This window comes from Pseudofrankia inefficax (assembly GCF_000166135.1).
GTDB lineage: Bacteria > Actinomycetota > Actinomycetes > Frankiales > Frankiaceae > Pseudofrankia > Pseudofrankia inefficax.
In genome coordinates, this window is record NC_014666.1 from 1,170,140 (window position 1) to 1,188,329 (window position 18,190).

At 71.1% G+C, this 18,190-nt stretch carries 17 protein-coding genes; 9 read left to right on the forward strand and 8 right to left on the reverse strand.

Going from position 1 to position 18,190, the window contains the following annotated elements; translation table 11 throughout:
- Positions 1–207: 207 nt before the first annotated feature.
- The 4 genes from atpA to FRAEUI1C_RS04710 all read left to right on the forward strand — a co-directional run bounded on the left by atpA (position 208) and on the right by FRAEUI1C_RS04710 (position 4,907).
- On the forward strand, positions 208–1,866 hold the full coding sequence (atpA, locus tag FRAEUI1C_RS04695) for a F0F1 ATP synthase subunit alpha (protein WP_013422132.1): 1,659 nt from the start codon (positions 208–210) through the stop codon (positions 1,864–1,866).
- 4 nt (positions 1,867–1,870) lie between these two features.
- Positions 1,871–2,767 (forward strand): F0F1 ATP synthase subunit gamma, encoded by an 897-nt coding sequence (locus tag FRAEUI1C_RS04700; RefSeq protein ID WP_013422133.1) that lies wholly within the window; start codon positions 1,871–1,873, stop codon positions 2,765–2,767.
- A gap of 437 nt (positions 2,768–3,204) precedes the next feature.
- Entirely contained in the window at positions 3,205–4,644 is a 1,440-nt protein-coding gene (atpD, locus tag FRAEUI1C_RS04705) for a F0F1 ATP synthase subunit beta (RefSeq protein ID WP_013422134.1), read from the forward strand.
- Positions 4,644–4,907, forward strand: coding sequence for a F0F1 ATP synthase subunit epsilon (locus FRAEUI1C_RS04710; protein WP_013422135.1), 264 nt, complete (start codon positions 4,644–4,646; stop codon positions 4,905–4,907). Before atpD ends, FRAEUI1C_RS04710 begins: the two co-directional genes overlap by 1 nt.
- A 290-nt stretch (positions 4,908–5,197) precedes the next feature.
- Here FRAEUI1C_RS04710 and FRAEUI1C_RS04715 read toward each other — a convergent pair whose 3' ends face one another.
- The 3 genes from FRAEUI1C_RS04715 to FRAEUI1C_RS04725 all read right to left on the reverse strand — a co-directional run bounded on the left by FRAEUI1C_RS04715 (position 5,198) and on the right by FRAEUI1C_RS04725 (position 7,658).
- Positions 5,198–5,770 (reverse strand): cob(I)yrinic acid a,c-diamide adenosyltransferase, encoded by a 573-nt coding sequence (locus FRAEUI1C_RS04715; protein ID WP_013422136.1) that lies wholly within the window; start codon positions 5,768–5,770, stop codon positions 5,198–5,200.
- A 95-nt stretch (positions 5,771–5,865) separates the two neighbouring features.
- Positions 5,866–6,687 (reverse strand): protein phosphatase 2C domain-containing protein, encoded by an 822-nt coding sequence (locus tag FRAEUI1C_RS04720; RefSeq protein WP_013422137.1) that lies wholly within the window; start codon positions 6,685–6,687, stop codon positions 5,866–5,868.
- A gap of 11 nt (positions 6,688–6,698) precedes the next feature.
- Entirely contained in the window at positions 6,699–7,658 is a 960-nt protein-coding gene (locus tag FRAEUI1C_RS04725) for a hypothetical protein (protein ID WP_041260143.1), read from the reverse strand.
- A gap of 61 nt (positions 7,659–7,719) precedes the next feature.
- On the opposite strand from FRAEUI1C_RS04725, the gene FRAEUI1C_RS04730 reads away from it, so the two are divergent.
- Complete coding sequence (locus FRAEUI1C_RS04730) at positions 7,720–8,178, forward strand: NUDIX hydrolase (RefSeq protein WP_041258869.1); 459 nt, start codon at positions 7,720–7,722, stop codon at positions 8,176–8,178.
- Between the two features lie 20 nt (positions 8,179–8,198).
- On the opposite strand, the gene FRAEUI1C_RS04735 is transcribed toward FRAEUI1C_RS04730, so the two are convergent.
- The 3 genes from FRAEUI1C_RS04735 to FRAEUI1C_RS04745 all read right to left on the reverse strand — a co-directional run bounded on the left by FRAEUI1C_RS04735 (position 8,199) and on the right by FRAEUI1C_RS04745 (position 11,766).
- Positions 8,199–10,262 carry a protein meaA gene (locus tag FRAEUI1C_RS04735; protein WP_013422140.1) on the reverse strand — a complete coding sequence of 688 codons (2,064 nt, stop codon included), beginning with the start codon at positions 10,260–10,262 and terminating at the stop codon, positions 8,199–8,201.
- A 190-nt stretch (positions 10,263–10,452) separates the two neighbouring features.
- A complete protein-coding gene (gene nucS / locus FRAEUI1C_RS04740; RefSeq protein WP_013422141.1) occupies positions 10,453–11,115 on the reverse strand; it encodes an endonuclease NucS in 663 nt (220 codons plus the stop codon).
- Positions 11,116–11,256: 141 nt separating this feature from the next.
- The gene (locus FRAEUI1C_RS04745) at positions 11,257–11,766 is read right to left on the reverse strand and encodes an HD domain-containing protein (RefSeq protein WP_049806823.1); all 510 of its coding nucleotides are present in this window, start codon (positions 11,764–11,766) and stop codon (positions 11,257–11,259) included.
- Between the two features lie 227 nt (positions 11,767–11,993).
- Here FRAEUI1C_RS04745 and murA point away from each other — a divergent pair, with 227 nt between their 5' ends.
- Both murA and FRAEUI1C_RS04755 read left to right on the forward strand, forming a co-directional pair.
- Positions 11,994–13,268, forward strand: coding sequence for a UDP-N-acetylglucosamine 1-carboxyvinyltransferase (gene murA / locus FRAEUI1C_RS04750; RefSeq protein WP_232425295.1), 1,275 nt, complete (start codon positions 11,994–11,996; stop codon positions 13,266–13,268).
- A gap of 354 nt (positions 13,269–13,622) precedes the next feature.
- Positions 13,623–14,309: a hypothetical protein gene (locus FRAEUI1C_RS04755; protein ID WP_157734821.1), complete on the forward strand. Its 687-nt coding sequence runs from the start codon at positions 13,623–13,625 to the stop codon at positions 14,307–14,309.
- Positions 14,310–14,329: 20 nt separating this feature from the next.
- Here FRAEUI1C_RS04755 and FRAEUI1C_RS04760 read toward each other — a convergent pair whose 3' ends face one another.
- Positions 14,330–14,803, reverse strand: coding sequence for a hypothetical protein (locus FRAEUI1C_RS04760; protein WP_013422145.1), 474 nt, complete (start codon positions 14,801–14,803; stop codon positions 14,330–14,332).
- A 127-nt stretch (positions 14,804–14,930) separates the two neighbouring features.
- Positions 14,931–16,703, reverse strand: coding sequence for a 3-hydroxyacyl-CoA dehydrogenase family protein (locus FRAEUI1C_RS04765; RefSeq protein ID WP_013422146.1), 1,773 nt, complete (start codon positions 16,701–16,703; stop codon positions 14,931–14,933).
- Between the two features lie 499 nt (positions 16,704–17,202).
- On the opposite strand from FRAEUI1C_RS04765, the gene FRAEUI1C_RS04770 reads away from it, so the two are divergent.
- Both FRAEUI1C_RS04770 and FRAEUI1C_RS04775 read left to right on the forward strand, forming a co-directional pair.
- The gene (locus FRAEUI1C_RS04770) at positions 17,203–17,736 is read left to right on the forward strand and encodes a YkvA family protein (protein ID WP_013422147.1); all 534 of its coding nucleotides are present in this window, start codon (positions 17,203–17,205) and stop codon (positions 17,734–17,736) included.
- Between the two features lie 82 nt (positions 17,737–17,818).
- Positions 17,819–18,130: an Rv1322 family protein gene (locus FRAEUI1C_RS04775; RefSeq protein WP_013422148.1), complete on the forward strand. Its 312-nt coding sequence runs from the start codon at positions 17,819–17,821 to the stop codon at positions 18,128–18,130.
- Positions 18,131–18,190 lie beyond the last annotated feature (60 nt).

Genomic DNA, 18,190 nt, shown 5'->3' on the forward strand with positions numbered 1-18,190 from the left:
TCGTGGCCCCGCCGTCGGCGCCCGCCGCAGGCGGCGTGGCCCTTGTCTCTGGTCCGCCCCGAATTCGATCGCTCCGGTCTCGACAAGGCCGGACCGTAACCAGCCGGCCTCGCCGAGGCCGGGCTGTGACCAGCCGGCCCTTCCGGGGCCGGACCTTGCCCATGCTCGGGCCGCACACTCCATGCCCAGCAATGAAGGACCGAAGCGATGACTGAGCTGACCATCAGGCCGGAGGAGATTCGCGACGCCCTCCGGGACTACGTCGAATCCTTCGAGGCCACCTCCGCCGACCGGGAGGAGGTCGGCCGCGTCATTCTGACCGGTGACGGGATCGCGCGGGTGGAAGGCCTCCCGCACGCGATGACCAACGAGCTGCTGGAGTTCCACGGCGGCGTGCTCGGCCTCGCCCTCAACCTCGAGGTCGGTGAGATCGGCTGCGTCATCCTCGGCGAGGGATCGCACATCGAGGAGGGCCAGGAGGTCCGCCGGACCGGGCGCATCCTGTCGGTGCCGGTCGGTGACGGGTACCTCGGCCGGGTCGTCGACCCGCTGGGGCGCCCGATCGACGGCCTCGGCCCGGTCGCCACCGAGGGCGAGCGTGCCCTGGAGCTCCAGGCCCCCACGGTCGTGCAGCGCCAGCCCGTCAAGGAGCCGCTGCAGACCGGCATCAAGGCCATCGACGCGATGACCGCGATCGGCCGTGGCCAGCGCCAGCTGATCATCGGTGACCGGCAGACCGGCAAGACCACGGTCGCCATCGACGCGATCATCAACCAGCGGGCCAACTGGGAGAGCGGCGACCCGAAGAAGCAGGTCAAGTGCGTCTACGTCGCCGTCGGCCAGAAGAAGTCGACCATTCGTGAGGTCGTCAACACGCTGGAAGAAGCCGGCGCGCTGGCGTACACCACGATCGTCGCGGCTCCGGCGGACGAGCCGGCCGGCTTCAAGTACATCGCTCCCTACAGCGGCTCGGCGATCGCCCAGCACTGGATGTACAACGGCCAGCACTCGCTGATCGTCTTCGACGACCTTTCCAAGCAGGCCGAGGCCTACCGGGCGATCTCGCTGCTGCTGCGCCGCCCGCCGGGCCGTGAGGCCTACCCGGGCGACGTCTTCTACCTGCACTCGCGCCTGCTGGAGCGTTGCGCCAAGCTCTCCGACGAGCTGGGCGGTGGCTCGCTGACCGGTCTTCCGATCATCGAGACCAAGGGCAGCGACATCTCGGCGTACATCCCGACGAACGTCATCTCCATCACCGACGGCCAGATCTTCCTGGAGTCGGACCTGTTCAACCAGGGTGTCCGCCCGGCCATCAACGTCGGTACGTCGGTCTCCCGGGTCGGCGGTTCCGCCCAGGTCAAGGCGGTGAAGTCGGTCGCCGGCCGGCTGCGCCTCGACCTGGCCCAGTACCGAGAGCTGGAGGCTTTCTCGGCCTTCGGCTCCGACCTGGACAAGGCGTCGCGCGACCAGCTGGCCCGTGGCTCCCGCCTCGTCGAGCTGCTCAAGCAGCCGCAGAACCAGCCGTACCCGGTCGACCGGCAGGTCGTCTCGCTCTGGGCCGGCACCACCGGCCAGCTCGACGAGGTGCCGGTCGGGGACGTCCGCCGGTTCGAGACGGAGTTCCTGGACTTCGTCGGCCGCTCGTACCCGGGCATCTACGAGGTCATCTCGGCGACGGGCAAGCTCGAGGACGCGACGACCGCCGACCTGGAGAAGGCGATCGACGCGTTCAAGGGCCAGTTCACGCTGAGTGGCGGCGAGCCGCTGGTCGTCAACGAGGCCGCGCCCGAGCCGCTGGCGCCGGGCGAGGTGCACCACGAGTCGATCACGGTGCACCACCCGAAGCCGACGGACGAAGAGGCCTGATCGGATGGCCGGCCAACTTCGCCAGTACCGGCGGCGCATCCGCACGGTCCAGTCGACGAAGAAGATCACCCGGGCGATGGAGCTGATCGCCGCGTCCCGGATCGTCAAGGCCCGGACGCGCGTGGCGGCCTCGCGGCCGTACGCGCAGGAGATCACCCGGGTGATCTCCGCGGTCGCCTCGCAGTCGACGATCAAGCACCCGCTCACCACCGAGCGGACCGGGGTCACCCGGGCCGCGGTGGTGGTCGTCACCTCCGACCGCGGCCTCGCCGGCGGTTACAGCTCCAACGCGATCCGGCGTGCCGGTGAGCTCATGGAGCTGCTGGACGACGAGGGCAAGTCGGTGGCGCTGTACGTGGTCGGCCGCAAGGGCGTCACGTACTACCGGTTCCGCAACCGGGCGATCGCCGGCGAGTTCACCGGCTTCACCGAGCAGCCCACGTACGCGGACGCGAAGGCGGTCGCGGACGAGCTGCTCGCGGCCTTCGCCGTGCCCGAGGCGGACGGCGGCGTGGGCGAGATCCACGTCGTCTACACCGAGTACGTCAGCGCGCTGACGCAGACCCCGGGCGCGCACCGGCTGCTGCCGATGAAGCTGACCGAGTCGGACGAACCGCCGGCGGGCGGCCCGCTGCCCGTCTACGAGTTCGAGCCGTCGGCGGAGGGGGTGCTCGACGCGCTGCTGCCCCGGTACGTCGAGAGCCGCCTGTACGTCGCGCTGCTGGAGGCGGCCGCCTCCGAGTCGGCGTCCCGCCAGCGGGCAATGAAGTCGGCGACGGACAACGCCACCGAGCTGATCCGCACCTACACCCGGCTGGCGAACCGCGCCCGCCAGGAGGCGATCACCCAGGAGATCTCGGAGATCGTCGGCGGCGCGAACGCACTCGCCGACGCCGGCTAGCCGGCCTCGCACCGCGATGAGGTCGCGGGGTGGGTGTCATTAGTCGGCGGGGTACGGCATCGTAGGTGGTACCAACCGCTACAGCGACGTCGAAGCTGGACGGGACGGTCGGCCGGAGGCCCGGACCGACCGCCCGGCCGCCGTCGCAGCACGCGGTACCACCGGCAGCCGAGCAGCCGGCGCGGTGCCGCCGCCGAAGCGGTCGCGGCACCGAAAGCGTGGCACCACCGCACCACCTGGCACCGCCCGAAAGACGCGCACCGCCACGAGACGTAACGACGAAGCACCGCGGAACTGAAGATCCTGCCTGAAGCCAAGGGTGGCCGAGGGCGCCAAGCCAGCCCCTATGGACCCGAACGGCAGCACGTGGGCCTCCGGGGGCGCGGAGAAGTCGCAGTACGCGCCCCTTCGGCGCTCTAGTGAAGATCGAGGACGCCATGACCGTCACCACCAGCTCGACCGCCCCGGCGGACGGCCGGGTCCCGGGGATCGGCCGGGTCGCCCGAGTCATCGGCCCGGTCGTCGACGTCGAGTTCGCTCCGGATGAGCTTCCGGAGATCTACTACGCGCTGCACGTCGAGCGCACGCTCGGCGACGAGACCGCCACGTTGACCCTTGAGGTCGCCCAGCACATCGGTGACAACACCGTGCGGGCCATCTCCATGCAGCAGACCGACGGCCTGGTCCGCGGCGCCCCGGTGACCGACACCGGCGCGCCGATCTCGGTACCGGTCGGCGACGCCACCAAGGGGCACGTGTTCAACGTGCTCGGCCGGCCGCTCGACGTCGAGTCCGTCGACGCGGAGACCACCTGGGCGATCCACCGCTCCGCCCCGCCGTTCGACCAGCTCGAGTCGAAGACCGAGATGTTCGAGACCGGCATCAAGGTCATCGACCTGCTGGCGCCGTACGTGCGCGGTGGGAAGATCGGCCTGTTCGGCGGCGCCGGCGTCGGCAAGACCGTCATCATCCAGGAGATGATCCGCCGGGTCGCCAAGGAGTTCGGTGGCGTCTCGGTGTTCGCGGGCGTCGGCGAGCGGACCCGCGAGGGCAACGACCTGTTCGAGGAGATGACCGAGGCCGGCGTCATCGAGGACACCGCCCTGGTGTTCGGCCAGATGGACGAGCCGCCGGGCACCCGGCTGCGGGTCGCCCTGGCCGCGCTGACCATGGCGGAGTACTTCCGCGACGTGAAGAAGCAGGACGTCCTGCTCTTCATCGACAACATCTTCCGGTTCACCCAGGCCGGCTCCGAGGTCTCCACGCTGCTCGGCCGTATGCCGTCTGCCGTGGGCTACCAGCCGACCCTGGCCGACGAGATGGGCGTGCTGCAGGAGCGGATCACCTCGACCCGAGGCCACTCCATCACCTCGCTGCAGGCCATCTACGTCCCCGCGGACGACCTGACCGACCCGGCGCCGGCGACGACGTTCACCCACCTCGACGCCCAGACCGTGCTCGACCGGGCCATCTCGGACCTCGGCATCTACCCGGCGGTCAGCCCGCTGGAGTCGACGTCGCGCATCCTGGACGCCCGGTACGTCGGCCAGGAGCACTACGACACCGCTCGTGAGGTGCAGCGAATCCTGCAGCGCTACAAGGACCTGCAGGACATCATCGCCATCCTCGGCATCGACGAGCTCTCCGAGGAGGACAAGGTCCTCGTTCGGCGGGCCCGGCGGATCCAGCGGTTCCTGTCGCAGCCGTTCTTCGTCGCCGAGCAGTTCACCGGCATCCCCGGCAAGTTCGTCCCGGTCGCCGAGACGATCGACTCGTTCAAGCGGCTCACCCAGGGCGAGTTCGACCACCTGCCGGAGCAGGCGTTCTTCATGTGCGGCGGGATCGAGGACGCGCAGAAGAACGCGGAGAACCTGTAATGCCGACCATGCGGGTCGCGGTCGTCTCTCCGGAGGAGAAGGTCTGGGAAGGCGAGGCGAACTTCGTCCTCGCCACGACGACCGACGGTGACCTCGGCGTCTGGCCCCGTCACGTCCCACTGTTGGGCGTGCTCAAGGACGGTGCCGACGTCAAGGTCGAGACCCCGGGTGGCGACCTGCTCTACACGGTTGGCGGCGGCTTCATCTCCGTCACCCACGACGGCGTCAGCATCCTCGCGGAAAGCGCCGCGCTGAAGGCCTGACGTCTCGTCGCTCGCTCCACGAAGCGGGGCACGTTCGGATCCCGAACGTGCCCCGCTTCGTCGTTCCCGCCGCCCGCCCGCCCGCGCCGCCCGCCGCGGCCGGGCCGCCGCCCGCCGGCCCCGGCGCAATGCCGAAGATCGCCGTTTCGGCCTTCTGGTGGTTGCGATCTGGGCTCTGCGACGACCATGCCAGGGCCCAAGCGGCGATCTTGACTGCCGGCGTGGGTTACGGTCGCCGCACGGCAGGGCCGGATCCTGAATGGCGGGCCGGGCCGGGCGTTCCGGGAGACTCAGGCGTTGCCGCCGGGCTTCCAGAGGACGTCGCCGCCGGGATTCGCGACGCGGCTGAGGATGAACAGCAGGTCTGACAGGCGGTTGAGGTATTGGGCCGTCAGGGGGTTCGTCCGCTCCCCGTCCACCGCGAGCAGCGCCCAGACGTTGCGTTCGGCGCGCCGGGCCACCGTGCGGGCCACGTGCAGCAGCGCGGCCGCCGCCGTCCCGCCGGGCAGGATGAACGAGTCCAGCTTCGGCAGGTCCTCGTTGAACGCGTCGCAGGCCGCCTCGAGCCGGTCGACGTAGGCCTGGGTGACCCGCAGCGGCGGGTACTTCGGGTCGGGCACGATCGGCGTCGCGAGATCCGCGCCGACGTCGAACAGGTCGTTCTGCACCTGCCGGAGCACGTCACGGACGTCGTCGCGCGGCGCCCCGAGGGCGAGCGCCACCCCGATGGCCGCGTTGGTCTCGTCCGTGTCCGCGTAGGCCGTCAGCCGCGGGTCGGTCTTCGACGTCCGGGACATGTCGCCGAGCGCCGTCGTCCCGTCGTCGCCGGTCCGGGTGTAAATCCGCGTCAGATGGACAGCCATACGCCTACCCTAGGGGCGCCACCGGTCCCGGCGCGTCGCCCAGGCATGGGTCACAGGCGCCGTCGCCGGGGGAGCGGTGAGACTCGGTCATCGGCTCAGATCTCGGCCCAGACCACGGTCGCGTCGTCATGGGCACCAAACCTGGGCGTCCGCACGCAGTCCGGGTCCGCGGCCTCGGCGGCCCGCAGGTCGGCCAGCAGCTGGGCCGCGCCCCCCGCGACGATCCGGTCCATCAGCCCGCGGGTGTCGCTTACGAGGCCAAAGGGCCACAGCGCACGAGCGAAGCCGTCGGACATCAGTACGACGTTCGTGCCGGGCGGCGCGGGGAACGAGTCGATCGCCGCGTGCCGCGCGGCCTCAGGCGCCGCCGCCAGGATCCACAGCCCGGCCGGCGAGTTGCGCTCCAGGCGTCGCTGCCGCAGCTGTACCCGGATCTCCCGGTAGACGGTCGCGGCGGCGACGCCGCTGTCCAGCCGGTCGCGGACCCACGCCAGCGCGGTGTCCTCGGCTCCCTCGAACTGGGGATCCATCACCTCGATCGGCTTGCCCTCGACGTCGATCAGCACCGTGCAGTCCCCAAGCGAGCAGACCTCCATCCGGTCATCCGCCCGGCGAACCAGCGAGATGGCCGCGGTAGGGAACTCCCGGCCGGTCAACCCGTGCGCCGCGCCCTGATCGCGCAGCTGGCCGATCAGGGACCGCATGACGTCCGAAAGGGGCCGCCCCGCCCAGGGGAGGTCGCGAAGGATCTCGCTCGCCGTGTGGCTGAGCCAGGCCGCCGGGCTGACGCCCGCGACCAGCGGGGGCTCGTCAAGCGGGGTCGCACCGTCGATCACCCAGAGACCATCGTCCCGGCTGCCGTAGGCATCCTCGTTGGCGCTCTTGAACGACCCGCTGATGGCCTCCCGCACCCGCATCCGCCGGCCCCTCACCACTCGATCTGTCCCCACCCCGTCACCAGAAGCATGACGCCAAGCAGGAGCACCACTATTCGGTGACGTCCCCGCGGAGTGTCGACCACCAGCAGGTGGAACGACCAGAACACCAGGAGCACGACGCCACCGGTAAGGGTCATCAGACCACCAGCCGCACGGGCCTGCTGCCCTGAGGCGATGTTGGCTGCGGTCGTGATGAGCGCGATGACAGCCGCCAACAGGCCCATGATCTCGAGGATCTGGCCACGGATGCGGCGTAGCTCGTCCGACGCTTCTTCTTGCCGGCGGCGTAGCTGCTCGGTCTCCTGGGCGTACTGGATGCGGTACCTGATCAGTTGGTACCCGCCGATCCGAATTCCGTACTCGGGGTCGGAGCCGTTCTCGCCGTCGATCGCGCGAGCGATGCTGGCCCGGGCGCCCCCGAAGTCGCCACGCAGGGCGCACAGCCGCGCCAGCGTGGCGTGGTAGCGAGGGTAGCGGGATGAGCTGATGGCGATCGCCTGACGGACGTGCCTGTCGGCGAAGAGAAGCAGGTCGCGATCCGGAGCTGCCTGCCGGTCCGCGTAGTCCGCGCTGATCTCCGCGGCCAGGTGCAGCACTCCCGGCACTCCCGGCAGCCTTTCCACGGCCAGTTCGGCGAACCGCATGGCCGCCTCAAGATTGATCAGATCGTCGTCCAGCGAGGCGTAGTACTCGGCCTGCATAAAGAAGAACATCGGGTGACGACCGAACTGGGCCTGGTATCGGTCGGTGTTGGCGCGATGTCGGCTGTAGTCTTTCCGCTGCCAGGCGCGAGCCTGCAGGCAATAGAAGGCGTTGAACCTGCTCTGCTCTGGAGCCGCGTCGTCCTCGACCAGCGTGCTCAGCTGATCGTCGGTCGGGCTCAGGTCGCGGAGCAGGCCGCGCGCCTGGCTGCCGTAGTCGGGATGTGTCTCGTCCGGCAGCGCGGCCATCGCCACGCCGAGCGGGCCATGGTCCACGTCGCCAGCGTAGCCAAATCGGTACGTTCGGCTCATGCATTCGGTCGGCGTTGCTGGGGTGGTACGGCGGGCGGACGGGCGAGTCCTCTGTATACGGCGCCGGGACGATGGCACCTGGCAGATCCCAGGGGGCGTACTGGAGGCCGGCGAACACATTCCGGCCGGGCTGCGGCGGGAAGTCCTGGAGGAGACGGGGCTCGCCGTCGAGCCCGTCCGGCTTACCGGCGTGTATCTGAATGTCGTGCGGAATGTCGTCGCGCTGGTCTTCGCGTGCCGGCTGGCCAGCGACGCGGGCGAGGCCAGCACCCAGACCGAGGAATCAGCCGAGATCAGCTGGCTGACGCTGGATGAAATTCGCCAGCGTTCTGTCCCCGCCTTCGCGATCCGAGTACTGGACGCCTGCGCGGACAACGCGGAAACGGCGATCCGCAGCCACGACGGCCTCAACCTGATCGCCGCCGGCCTCGAAGGCTCCATAGCCGACGCCTCCTGAGCCTGGCGGGGCGCGGGCGGCTAGGTCAGCCCGCCTGCCTCGCGGATGATGTCGACGAAGCCGGACATGATGTCGGTGAGGCCGTAGTCCTTCGGGGTGTACACGGCGGCCACGCCGGCGGCGCGTAGGGTCTCGGCGTCGCGGTCGGGGATGATGCCGCCGACGACGACCGGAAGGTCGGCGAGGCCCGCGGCGCGCAGGCCGTCGAGGACCTGGGGGACCAGCTCCAGGTGCGAGCCGGACAGGATCGACAGCCCGACGAGGTGGACGTCCTCCTGGACCGCGGCGGCGACGATCTGTTCGGGCGTCAGGCGGATGCCCTGGTAGACGACCTCGAAGCCGGTGTCGCGGGCGCGCACGGCGATCTGCTCGGCGCCGTTGGAGTGGCCATCGAGGCCTGGCTTGCCGATGAGGACCTTCAGCCGCCGGCCCAGCTCGTCGCCGGTCGCCGCCACGCGGGCCCGGACGGCCGCGAGCTCGTCGCCCTGGGAGCCGGCGCCGACCGTCGCGCCGACGGCCACGCCGGAGACGCCGGTGGGAGCGCGGTACTCGCCGAAGACCTCGCGCAGCACCCCCGACCACTCGCCGGTCGTCACCCCGGCGCGGGCGCAGACCAGCGTGGCGGGCACCAGGTTGGCCTCGGTCTTGGCGGCCTCGCGCAGCGCGAGGAGGGCCTCGTCGACGGCGGCCGGGTCGCGCCGCGCCTTCCAGCTGGCGAGCGACTTTCGGGCGGCCTCCTCGACGGCGGGGTCGACCGTCTGGATCGCGGTGTCCAGGTCGGCGAGCAGCGGGTTCGGCTCGGTCTCGGTGAAGCGGTTGACGCCGACGACGACGTCCTCGCCACTCTCGATCCTGGCGCGGCGCAGCGCCTGCGACCCGACCAGCTGCGACTTCATGTAGCCGGACTCGACGGCGGCCACCGCGCCGCCCATCGCCTGCACCCGGTCGATCTCGGCCTTCGCCGCCGCCACCAGCTCGCCGACGCGACGCTCGACGACGACCGAGCCGGTGAAGATGTCCTCGTACTCCAGCAGGTCGGTCTCGTAGGCGAGGATCTGCTGGATCCGCATCGACCACTGCTGGTCCCACGGCCGGGGCAGGCCTAGTGCCTCGTTCCATGCCGGCAGCTGAAGCGCCCGGCAGCGGGCGTCCTTCGACAGCGTGACGCCGAGCGCCTCCAGGACGATGCGGATGACGTTGTTCTCCGGCTGCGCCTCGGTCAGGCCCAGCGAGTTGACCTGCACCCCGTAGCGGAACCGGCGGTGCTTCGGGTTCTGCACGCCGTACCGGGTGCGCAGCAGGTCGTCCCAGAGCGCCACGAAGGCGCGCATCTTGCACAGCTCCTCGACGAACCGGACCCCGGCGTTGACGAAGAACGAGATACGGGCGCAGACCTCACCCAGCCGCTCGGCCGGCACCTGCCCGGACGCGACGACGGCGTCCAGCACCGCGATGACGGTGCAGATCGAGTAGGCCAGCTCCTGCACCGGCGTGGCCCCGGCCTCCTGCAGGTGGTAGCTGCAGATGTTGATCGGGTTCCACTTCGGGATCTCGGTGACCGTGTAGGCGATCAGGTCGGTGATCAGCCGCAGCGACGGGCCGGGCGGGAACACGTACGTCCCCCGGGACAGGTACTCCTTGATGATGTCGTTCTGGGTCGTCCCGTTCAGCAGGGCCGGGTCGGCCCCCTGTTCCTCGGCGACGACCTGGTAGAGCGCGAGCAGCCACATGGCCGTCGCGTTGATCGTCATCGAGGTGTTCATCTTCTCGACCGGGATCTGGTCGAACAGGGCGCGCATGTCGCCCAGATGGGCCACCGGGACCCCGACCTTGCCGACCTCGCCCCTGGCCAGCACGTGGTCCGGGTCATAGCCGGTCTGGGTCGGCAGGTCGAAGGCGACCGAGAGGCCGGTCTGGCCCTTGGCGAGGTTGCGGCGGTAGAGCGCGTTGCTCTCCGCCGGGCTGGAGTGGCCCGCGTAGGTCCGGATGATCCAGGGCCGGTCCCGTTCCTTGCGGGCCTCGGGCGCCGCTGTCCCGTTGGAGGGCGCTTCCGCTGCCGGCGGGGACCCGTGTTCTTCGGCCATTGCCAGCCGTCCCCTCGCCTTTGGGGAGGTCGGGCACGCACGCGCCGCCGCGACCCCCAGATCGTGGCCAACGGCGAAAGCGTACCGGCGCCACCCGGTCGCGCGCCCGCGAAGCGAACTGTCATCAAACGGTTCGACCAGCGTCAAGGGGCTGGATCTTGGTTGTTTTGGCCCCGGCCAGTCGGCTTGGTTAGAAAAGGGTGGGGATGGACGGCTCCAGGCCGCGAAGGGCGTCGTAGTCGACGGTCGCGCAGGACAGGCCGCGGTCGGATGCCAACAGGCGGGCCTGTGGGGTGATGGACTGCGCGGCCAGGATGCCGTGCACGGGGTGCGGGAGCGCGGGGTCGTCGGTCATCCGGGCGATGTACCGGGTCAGCTGCTCGACGCCGTCGATCTCGCCGCGCCGCTTGATCTCGACGGCGACCGTGGACCCGTCGCCGGCCCGGCAGAGCAGGTCGACAGGGCCGATCCCGGTCTCGTACTCGCGGCGCACCAGGGTCAGGTCCGGCCGGATCGCGTCGGGGCGGTCGGCCAGCAGCACCTGCAGGTGGGCCTCGACGCCGTCCTTGCGCAGCCCGGGGTCGATCCCGAGGTCGTGCGTGGAGTCGTGCACGATCTCCTCGATCGTGATGACGAGGGTCTCGGCGGCCTTGTTGGTGACCCGCCAGACGCCCTCGCCCTCCGCCAGCACGCAGGGGGGGCTCATCCAGTTCAGCGGCTTGTAGGCACGGCCGTCGGCGTGGATCGAGACCGAACCATCAGCCTTGATCAGCAAGAGCCGCACCGCGCTGGGAAGATGCGCGTTGAGCCGTCCGACGTAGTCCACGCTGCACCGAGCGATCACGAGGCGCACCCGGCCACGTTATCGCGCCGGTCGCCCACTACCCGGCGCAGGTACCGCCTTGGTCGCTGAAGGCCCGCCATCGCCCGATCTGGGCGGCCTTGGGCCTCTCCTGGAATCGGCGAGGCGCGGCTGGGGGCCTCCGGGGCCGTCTCAGCCGCTGCCGTGCCTGCCGGGCGGCGTCGCGGCCCGCTCGACCACCAGCTCGTCGAGCATCGCCCGCCGGGCGACGTAGCGACGGGTGAGCCGATCGGCCTCCTCGGCGGGCAGCCGGCCCAGCCGGACGGGGTCGCTGTTGTCGGCCATGTCGGCATGTTTCACGACGACGGCGGCCGGGTCGGCCGCGACGCGGGCCAGGTAGTCCCTGACTGGCTCCTCCGGCCGTTTGGTCAGCGCGTCGACCGTCGCGACGACCTGCGGTGAGTACCCACGCTCGGCCAGGTTCGCGAGGGTCACCGGGGTGTCCTCGACGACGTCGTGCAGGAGCGCGGCCAGCTGGGCGTGCACCGGGTCGACGCCGGCGGCTGCCGCGGTGCGCCCGACCGTCGCGCAGACCCGCAGCGGGTGCCCGATGTACTCCTCCCCGGCCTTGTCGAGCTGGCCGGCGTGCATCTCGGCCGCGAACGACTCCGTCGCGGCGATGCCTGGTTCAGGACGCACCATGGGCCTCACCGTAGCCGCGGCCGGTGAACGCCGGCCCAACCGGCCGGACGGTCCCGACCTGGTCCTGGAGGATGGGACTCTTCGACTCTGGCTTGGCGGGTCAATGCGCCGGGAAGGGGCGGGACATGCCGGAGGCTACGCGGGATGAGCCCGTATCGGGTGAAGGACAGCCGTTGCGATCCCGTGGGGGCGCAAGGGGATCCGCGCAGGCCCTAGCATCGCTTTCCGTGGAACGCTTCGTCGTGACCGGCGGATGTCAGCTGGCGGGTGAGGTCCTCATCCCGGGGGCGAAGAACTCGGTCCTGAAGCTCATGGCCGCGAGCCTGCTGGCGCCCGGGGTGACGACCCTGTCCGCGGTGCCCGAGATCCTCGACGTGGACGTCATGGCCGACGTGCTGACCACGCTCGGCGCCACCGTGCACCGTGACGTCGCCACGGGGACGATGACCATCGACACCCCGGTCACCCCGGGCGCGGCCGCCGATCCCGATCTGGTGCGCCGGATCCGGGCCTCGGTGGCCATCCTGGGCCCGCTCGTGGGCCGCTGCGGCGAGGCGCGGGTCGCGCTGCCCGGCGGCGACGCGATCGGCTCGCGGGCGCTGGACATGCACGTCAACGGCCTGCGCCGGCTCGGCGCGGTGGTCGACATCGAGGACGGGGTCCTGGTCGCCCGTTCGTCCGGCCGGCTGCAGGGCGCGGCCATCTGGCTGGACTTCCCGAGTGTCGGCGCGACCGAGAACCTGCTCATGGCGGGGGTTCTCGCGAAGGGGACGACGGTCGTCGACAACGCCGCGCGTGAGCCGGAGATCGCCGACCTGTGCCAGTTCCTGACCGAGATGGGCGCGCGGATCGAGGGCATCGGCGGTTCGACGCTGGTCATCGAGGGCGTCGACGAGCTGCGGCCCGCCACCCACGAGACGGTGCCGGACCGGATCGTCGCCGGCACCTACGCGATCGGCGCCGTCATGACCCGAGGCGACGTCTTCATCCGCAACGGCCGGGCCGAGCATCTCGGCATCGTGCTGGAGAAGCTGTCCGCCGCCGGAGCCATCGTCGACGTCGGCGGCGATGGGTTCCGGGTCTCGATGGACGACCGGCCCCGCTCCATCGACGTGGTGACGCTGCCCTACCCGGGGTTCCCGACCGACCTGCTGCCGCAGATCATCGCCCTGGAGGCGGTCAGCCAGGGTGTCTCGCTGATCACCGAGAACGTGTTCGACAGCCGCTTCGTGTTCTGCCGCGAGCTGCTGCGGCTGGGAGCGCAGCTGCGGACCGACGGGCACCATGTGGTGGTCCGCCCGGCCACCCAGCTCGTCGGCGCCTCGGTGTCCGCCTCGGACGTGCGGGCGGGCGCCGGCCTGGTGCTGGCCGGACTGGTCGCGGACGGCATCACCGAGGTCCACGAGGTGCATCACATCGACCGCGGCTACGCGGGCTTCGTGGAGAACCTGCGCGCGCTCGGCGCGGACATCCGCCGCGAGCGCGACGCCGTCGCCGCCTGACCGACGGCGGCCCCGTCACGCGCCCTGACCGACGGCGGCCTCGCCCGCCTGTGCGCCGCTCACCCGGCATACTGCATCCGTGCGAGCCGTATCACTGTTCGCCGGGCGCGGGACTGCCTGAGCTGGCTCGCGGGAACCACCGGTCGACTGGTGAGGCGGCGTCTCACACCGCTCGCGGTCAGGCGGTGCGCCTCACCGGCCGGGTTGCGGCGACAGCGCACCCCGGGGGCAGGATCATGCTCGACGCTGTGCGATCCTGCCTTCGAGTGCACGCCGGAGGCCCACGTCCCCCGGAGCGGGTGGGGGAAAGGTGCGCAGGCCGAACGGAGGCACGTGCTGGATATGGATGTACCGATGCCGGCGGGCTCTGGAGCTCGCGCCAGTGGCGTGCCCTGGAAGGCCTGGGTGGAGCAGCGGCGCCGGCCCGTGATCATCGGCGCTTTCGTCGCCGCGGCCCTCCTGGGCATCCTGATCGGCCTGCTGACCGCGCCCACCAGCAAGCAGGGGTCCGGCTCGGCCGCCCCGGCCGTCGTGGCGCCCGCTCGCGAGCCATCCCAGGCGCCTGCCCCCTGGGCGGCCAACCGGACTCCCGGGACGGCCGTCAACGTCACCCTCGACCAGAGCATGTCGCCGATCGTGCGAACGGCTCTCGCCTGGGCCGCCGCCGACGACGCTCTCGCCAGCGCGGGCCGCAAGACCTGGTCCGAGGTCTACCTCGCGGCGGGCTCGCCGGCCGCGGGCACCGCCAACGCGCAGGCGGCCACGAGCAGGGCCAGCCTGACGGACCAGTCCATCACGATCCCGCAGGGCCTGCTGTACGGCGCCATTCAGGGAACCGACGCGGCTTCTGACCAGTTCTGGGCGGTTGGCTTCGCCGACACCACGAGCACCGCGGTCACGATGAACCGGCTGCATGTCTGGGAGCGGGTCGGCAGCGATCCCTGGAAGGTCATCGCCAGCGGCGCGGGCGCCTGCGGCAAGGTTCCCCCGAGTATGACCGCTGTCTGGGGAAACCACCCGGAGATCTGCAACGCCTCCTGACCGAGCTCCCGCCCGGGGACTCACTGACCGAACGGCGCGATCTCGCCAGTCGTATAGAAGTTCTGGCCAATCGTGTAGCGCAGCTGGGTGCTCACCTGCCAGTTGTTCGTGACAGTTGAGCACCAGCCCCCACTGGGCGCGGTTCCGATGCCGCCGGTGACCCCCAGGTCGGTGCCGCCGTACACCGTTCCAGCGGTCATGAGCAGGTTGGCCTTGCCGTTGGCGATGTAGTTGGCGCCGCGCGCGACCTTCAGGCTGCCTTTCACCCAGGTCTCGATGGCGGCACCGTACTCAGCCGAACCCGTGCCGTTCAGACGCGGATAAATGCGTTCGACGAAGAAGTACCCCTGATTCGACAGGTCTGCGGCGCTGCAGGGCCCGGCCGCCTGCGCCATCGACGGAAAACCGATGAATGCGATTCCTAGTGTGAGCAGGGCGAGCGGAAAGACCACCAGGCGGCGACGGACCGAAGTGTTGACCTCGCTAAGGCGCATGAAAAGACGATAACGATCAGCCAGTAGCCGCCCGGTGACGATCCTCGCCCGTTGTTCGTCCGTTGTCTTTTCTGATCTGCCGTAAGCCGCCGACAGAGTTGTCCGCCGGATCGCGTCCCGGGCGCGACTAACGCCGGTGGTCGTGGAAGCCGCGGCCGGTCTTGCGGCCGAGATAACCGGCCGTCACGAGGTGCTCCAGCAGCGGCGCGGGCGCATAGCCGGGCTCGCGGAACTCCAGGTAAAGCGTCCGCTGGATGGCGAGCGTGACGTCGAGGCCGACGACGTCGGCCAGCTCGAACGGGCCCATCGGGTGCCCGCAGCCGACCTTCATCGCCGTGTCGATGTCCTCGACGCCCGCGTAGTGCGCCTCCAGCATCCGCACCGCGTCGTTCAGATACGGGAACAGCAGCGCGTTGACGATGAACCCGGCCCGGTCGGCGCAGATCACCGGGTGCTTGCGCGAGGCCCTGGCGACGGCGAGCACGGTCGCGACCACGTCCGGCGCGGTGAGCACGGTCGGCACGACCTCGACGAGCTTCATCGCCGGCGCCGGGTTGAACCAGTGCATGCCGATGACGTCGGCCGGACGGCCGGTCGCCGCCGCGCACTCCACCACCGGCAGCGACGAGGTGGTCGTCGCCAGCACCGCGCCCGGCTTCACCACCCGGTCGAGCTCGGCGAACAGCGCCTGCTTGACCGCGAGGTCCTCGACGACGGCCTCGATGACGAGGTCGGCGTCGGCGAGGTCGGCGAGCTCGGTCGTCCCGCGCAGCCGGGTCAGCGTGGCGTCCCGGTCGTCGGAGGTCATCCGGCCCTTCTCGACGGAACGCGCCAGCGACGACTCGACCTTCTTGCGGACCGCGGCCACCTTGTCGTCGGTCCGGGCCCGCACGACCACCTCGTAGCCCGACTTGGCGAGCACCTCGGCGATGCCGCTGGCCATCGTCCCGGTGCCGACGACGCCGACGGTGCGCACCGGCCGCTCGGTCGTGCCCGCGATGGTCACGGGGGGAGCGGGGTCGACGACCTCGGGCGAGTCGGGCCCGGCGTAGCTGTAGAAGCCACGGCCGGTCTTGCGGCCCAGCATGCCGGCGGTCACCAACTGCTTGAGCAGCGGTGCCGGGGCGTGCAGGTGGTCGCGAGAGGTGTGGTAGATCGAGTCGAGGATCGCGTACGCGGTGTCCAGGCCGATCAGGTCGAGCAGCGCGAGGGGGCCCATCGGGTGGCCACAGCCGAACCGCATCGCCGCGTCGATGTCCTCGCGGCTCGCGTAGTGCGCCTCGAGCATCCGGACCGCGTTGTTCAGGTAGCCGAACAGCAGCGCGTCGACGATGAACCCGGCCCGGTCGCCCGCCGTCACCGCGTTCTTGTCGACCCGTTCGACGAGTGCCGCGAGGTCGGCGAGCACCGCCGGGTCGGTGACGACCGTGCTGATGATCTCGACGAGGCCCATCACCGGCGCCGGGTTGAACCAGTGCGTCCCGACCACCCGGGCCGGGCGGCCGGTGGCGGCGGCGAGCCGGGTGACCGACAGCGAGCTGGTGTTCGTCGCGAAGATGGTCTCCGGCGGGCAGAGCCCGTCCAGCCGCGCGAACAGCGCCATCTTGGCGTCGAGGTCCTCGTCGATCGCCTCGATGACGAGTGACGCCCCGGCGGCGGCGGCCAGGTCGGTCCCGGCCTGGATCCGGGTGAGCAGCGCGTCGCGCTCGGCCGGGGTCAGCTTGCCGCCGGCCACCGCCCGGTCGGTCGAGTGCGCCAGGTGCCCGAGCCCGCGGCGCAGGCCCGCGTCGTCCTTCTCGACGCCGACCACCCCGATGCCCGCCCGCGCGAGGACCTCGGCGATGCCGGCGCCCATCGTGCCGAGCCCGACCACCGCGACCGTCGTCAGCTCACGACTCATGTCAGCTCCCTGTCGAAAGTGCCGCGCGCCGGTCCACCAGCTCTCCCACGGCCGGCGCGGGTCGGGTGTCACAAGCGTCTGCTGCTGGGCGGAATCCTCCCAGATTGGTGACGGACAAGCTCGTGATCGCGAGGTGGACTGTCGTACATCGGGCCCGGGGTCGGCTGGTGACAGCGAGTGTTGTCACGGGGGCGGGCGGTCCGCAATCGAAGGCCGCCGCCGGAGGGGTCATCCGGCTGACCTCTCCGATTTCGCCCCGGCCGGCGGGCCCGTTCTCGCCCTGATCGGCGGATCGGGCGATTGGGGCGGATTGGGGGCGTACGCGAGGACTGGATGACCACGTCGGTGGGGACTGTGCGGTCGTACGCCCGTTCTAGGATGGGTCGGCAGACGGGCGTCGGGCGCCGCCGCGGCGGCCCGCCGAGCGGACCTGGACGGGCGGAGCGCTCCCGGCGGGGCTCGTGGCGCTGGGAACCCGGACGGGAGGAAGGGTCGGCCGATGGTCTCCCTGGACAAGGACGCGGTACGAACGTTCGGCCGAGAGGTCGCTACCTTCCTGCCCGACCTGGTGCTCATGCTGCGCGGGGTCGTGGCCGACCCGCGGGTGCCGCAGTCGGCGAAGGTCGAGGCCGGGGCCGCGTTGGCCTACCTTGTCTCGCCGCGCAACTGGATCACCAACGTCATCCCGGTCATCGGGCAGCTCGACGACGTCGCGGTGGTCGCCTTCGCGTTCCGCCGGCTGGTCGTCGGCGCGGGTGAGCCGATCCTGCGCGAGCACTGGCGGGGGAGCGACCGGGCCTTCCACGCGCTCATCGGGGCGTCGTCGGCGCTCGCGAGCCCCGCCGGCGCGCTGCGCAAGGCGAAGCTCGCGACGACGCTGGCCGGCGCGGCCTTCGGCCGGGTCGGCTACCTGGGCGGGCGGTTCGGCCACTCGGACCGCGTCGTCGACGGCGAGGTCGTCGGCCGCGTCGACGAGGCGGCCCCGTCCGGCTCGTCGCGACGGACCGACGGCGGCGGCCGCTTCCGCAAGTGAGCGGCCGGCGTCCGGCCGGCCAGGAGACGTGGCGTTCCGGCGGCGGGGATGTGCCTACGGCCGCATCGGTCGAGACGCTGCCGTGAGCCCACGGCGCGGAGGGTCGGCCGGTCGGCCCCGGAAGGACCGGCACCGGGAGGACGAGCAGGAGTCCCGGCCGGGATGGCTCGTCGAGTCGGTCGTGATCAACGGCGAGGACTGGTCGCAGCGGCCGGTGACCGGAGCGGCGAGCGGTAAGTCCTACCGCTGCCCAGGCTGCGACCACGAGATCTCGCCGGGCGTCCCGCACATGGTGGTCTGGCCGAGCGGGCGCACCGACAGCCGGCGCCACTGGCACACGCCCTGCTGGGCACGCCGCCGCGCGGGAGGGCGCCCGTACCGGGCCCCCTACTGACGGGCGCCCGTGCCGCGGAGGCCGACCGCGCCGCGACCCAGCCCGGCCCTGTGCCCCTGC

What these genes read in the sequence shown, in the direction of transcription:
- FRAEUI1C_RS04735 (WP_013422140.1), bottom strand. Translation starts at nt 10,262, where the DNA reads ATGGCCGAAGAACACGGGTCCCCGCCGGCAGCGGAAGCGCCCTCCAAC.
- FRAEUI1C_RS04710 (WP_013422135.1), top strand. Translation starts at nt 4,644, where the DNA reads ATGCCGACCATGCGGGTCGCGGTCGTCTCTCCGGAGGAGAAGGTCTGG.
- FRAEUI1C_RS04715 (WP_013422136.1), bottom strand. Translation starts at nt 5,770, where the DNA reads ATGGCTGTCCATCTGACGCGGATTTACACCCGGACCGGCGACGACGGG.
- FRAEUI1C_RS04770 (WP_013422147.1), top strand. Translation starts at nt 17,203, where the DNA reads ATGGTCTCCCTGGACAAGGACGCGGTACGAACGTTCGGCCGAGAGGTC.
- FRAEUI1C_RS04765 (WP_013422146.1), bottom strand. Translation starts at nt 16,703, where the DNA reads ATGAGTCGTGAGCTGACGACGGTCGCGGTGGTCGGGCTCGGCACGATG.
- FRAEUI1C_RS04720 (WP_013422137.1), bottom strand. Translation starts at nt 6,687, where the DNA reads ATGCGGGTGCGGGAGGCCATCAGCGGGTCGTTCAAGAGCGCCAACGAG.
- FRAEUI1C_RS04730 (WP_041258869.1), top strand. Translation starts at nt 7,720, where the DNA reads ATGCATTCGGTCGGCGTTGCTGGGGTGGTACGGCGGGCGGACGGGCGA.
- FRAEUI1C_RS04760 (WP_013422145.1), bottom strand. Translation starts at nt 14,803, where the DNA reads ATGCGCCTTAGCGAGGTCAACACTTCGGTCCGTCGCCGCCTGGTGGTC.
- atpA (WP_013422132.1), top strand. Translation starts at nt 208, where the DNA reads ATGACTGAGCTGACCATCAGGCCGGAGGAGATTCGCGACGCCCTCCGG.
- FRAEUI1C_RS04745 (WP_049806823.1), bottom strand. Translation starts at nt 11,766, where the DNA reads ATGGTGCGTCCTGAACCAGGCATCGCCGCGACGGAGTCGTTCGCGGCC.
- FRAEUI1C_RS04755 (WP_157734821.1), top strand. Translation starts at nt 13,623, where the DNA reads ATGCCGGCGGGCTCTGGAGCTCGCGCCAGTGGCGTGCCCTGGAAGGCC.
- FRAEUI1C_RS04725 (WP_041260143.1), bottom strand. Translation starts at nt 7,658, where the DNA reads ATGGCCGCGCTGCCGGACGAGACACATCCCGACTACGGCAGCCAGGCG.
- FRAEUI1C_RS04700 (WP_013422133.1), top strand. Translation starts at nt 1,871, where the DNA reads ATGGCCGGCCAACTTCGCCAGTACCGGCGGCGCATCCGCACGGTCCAG.
- atpD (WP_013422134.1), top strand. Translation starts at nt 3,205, where the DNA reads ATGACCGTCACCACCAGCTCGACCGCCCCGGCGGACGGCCGGGTCCCG.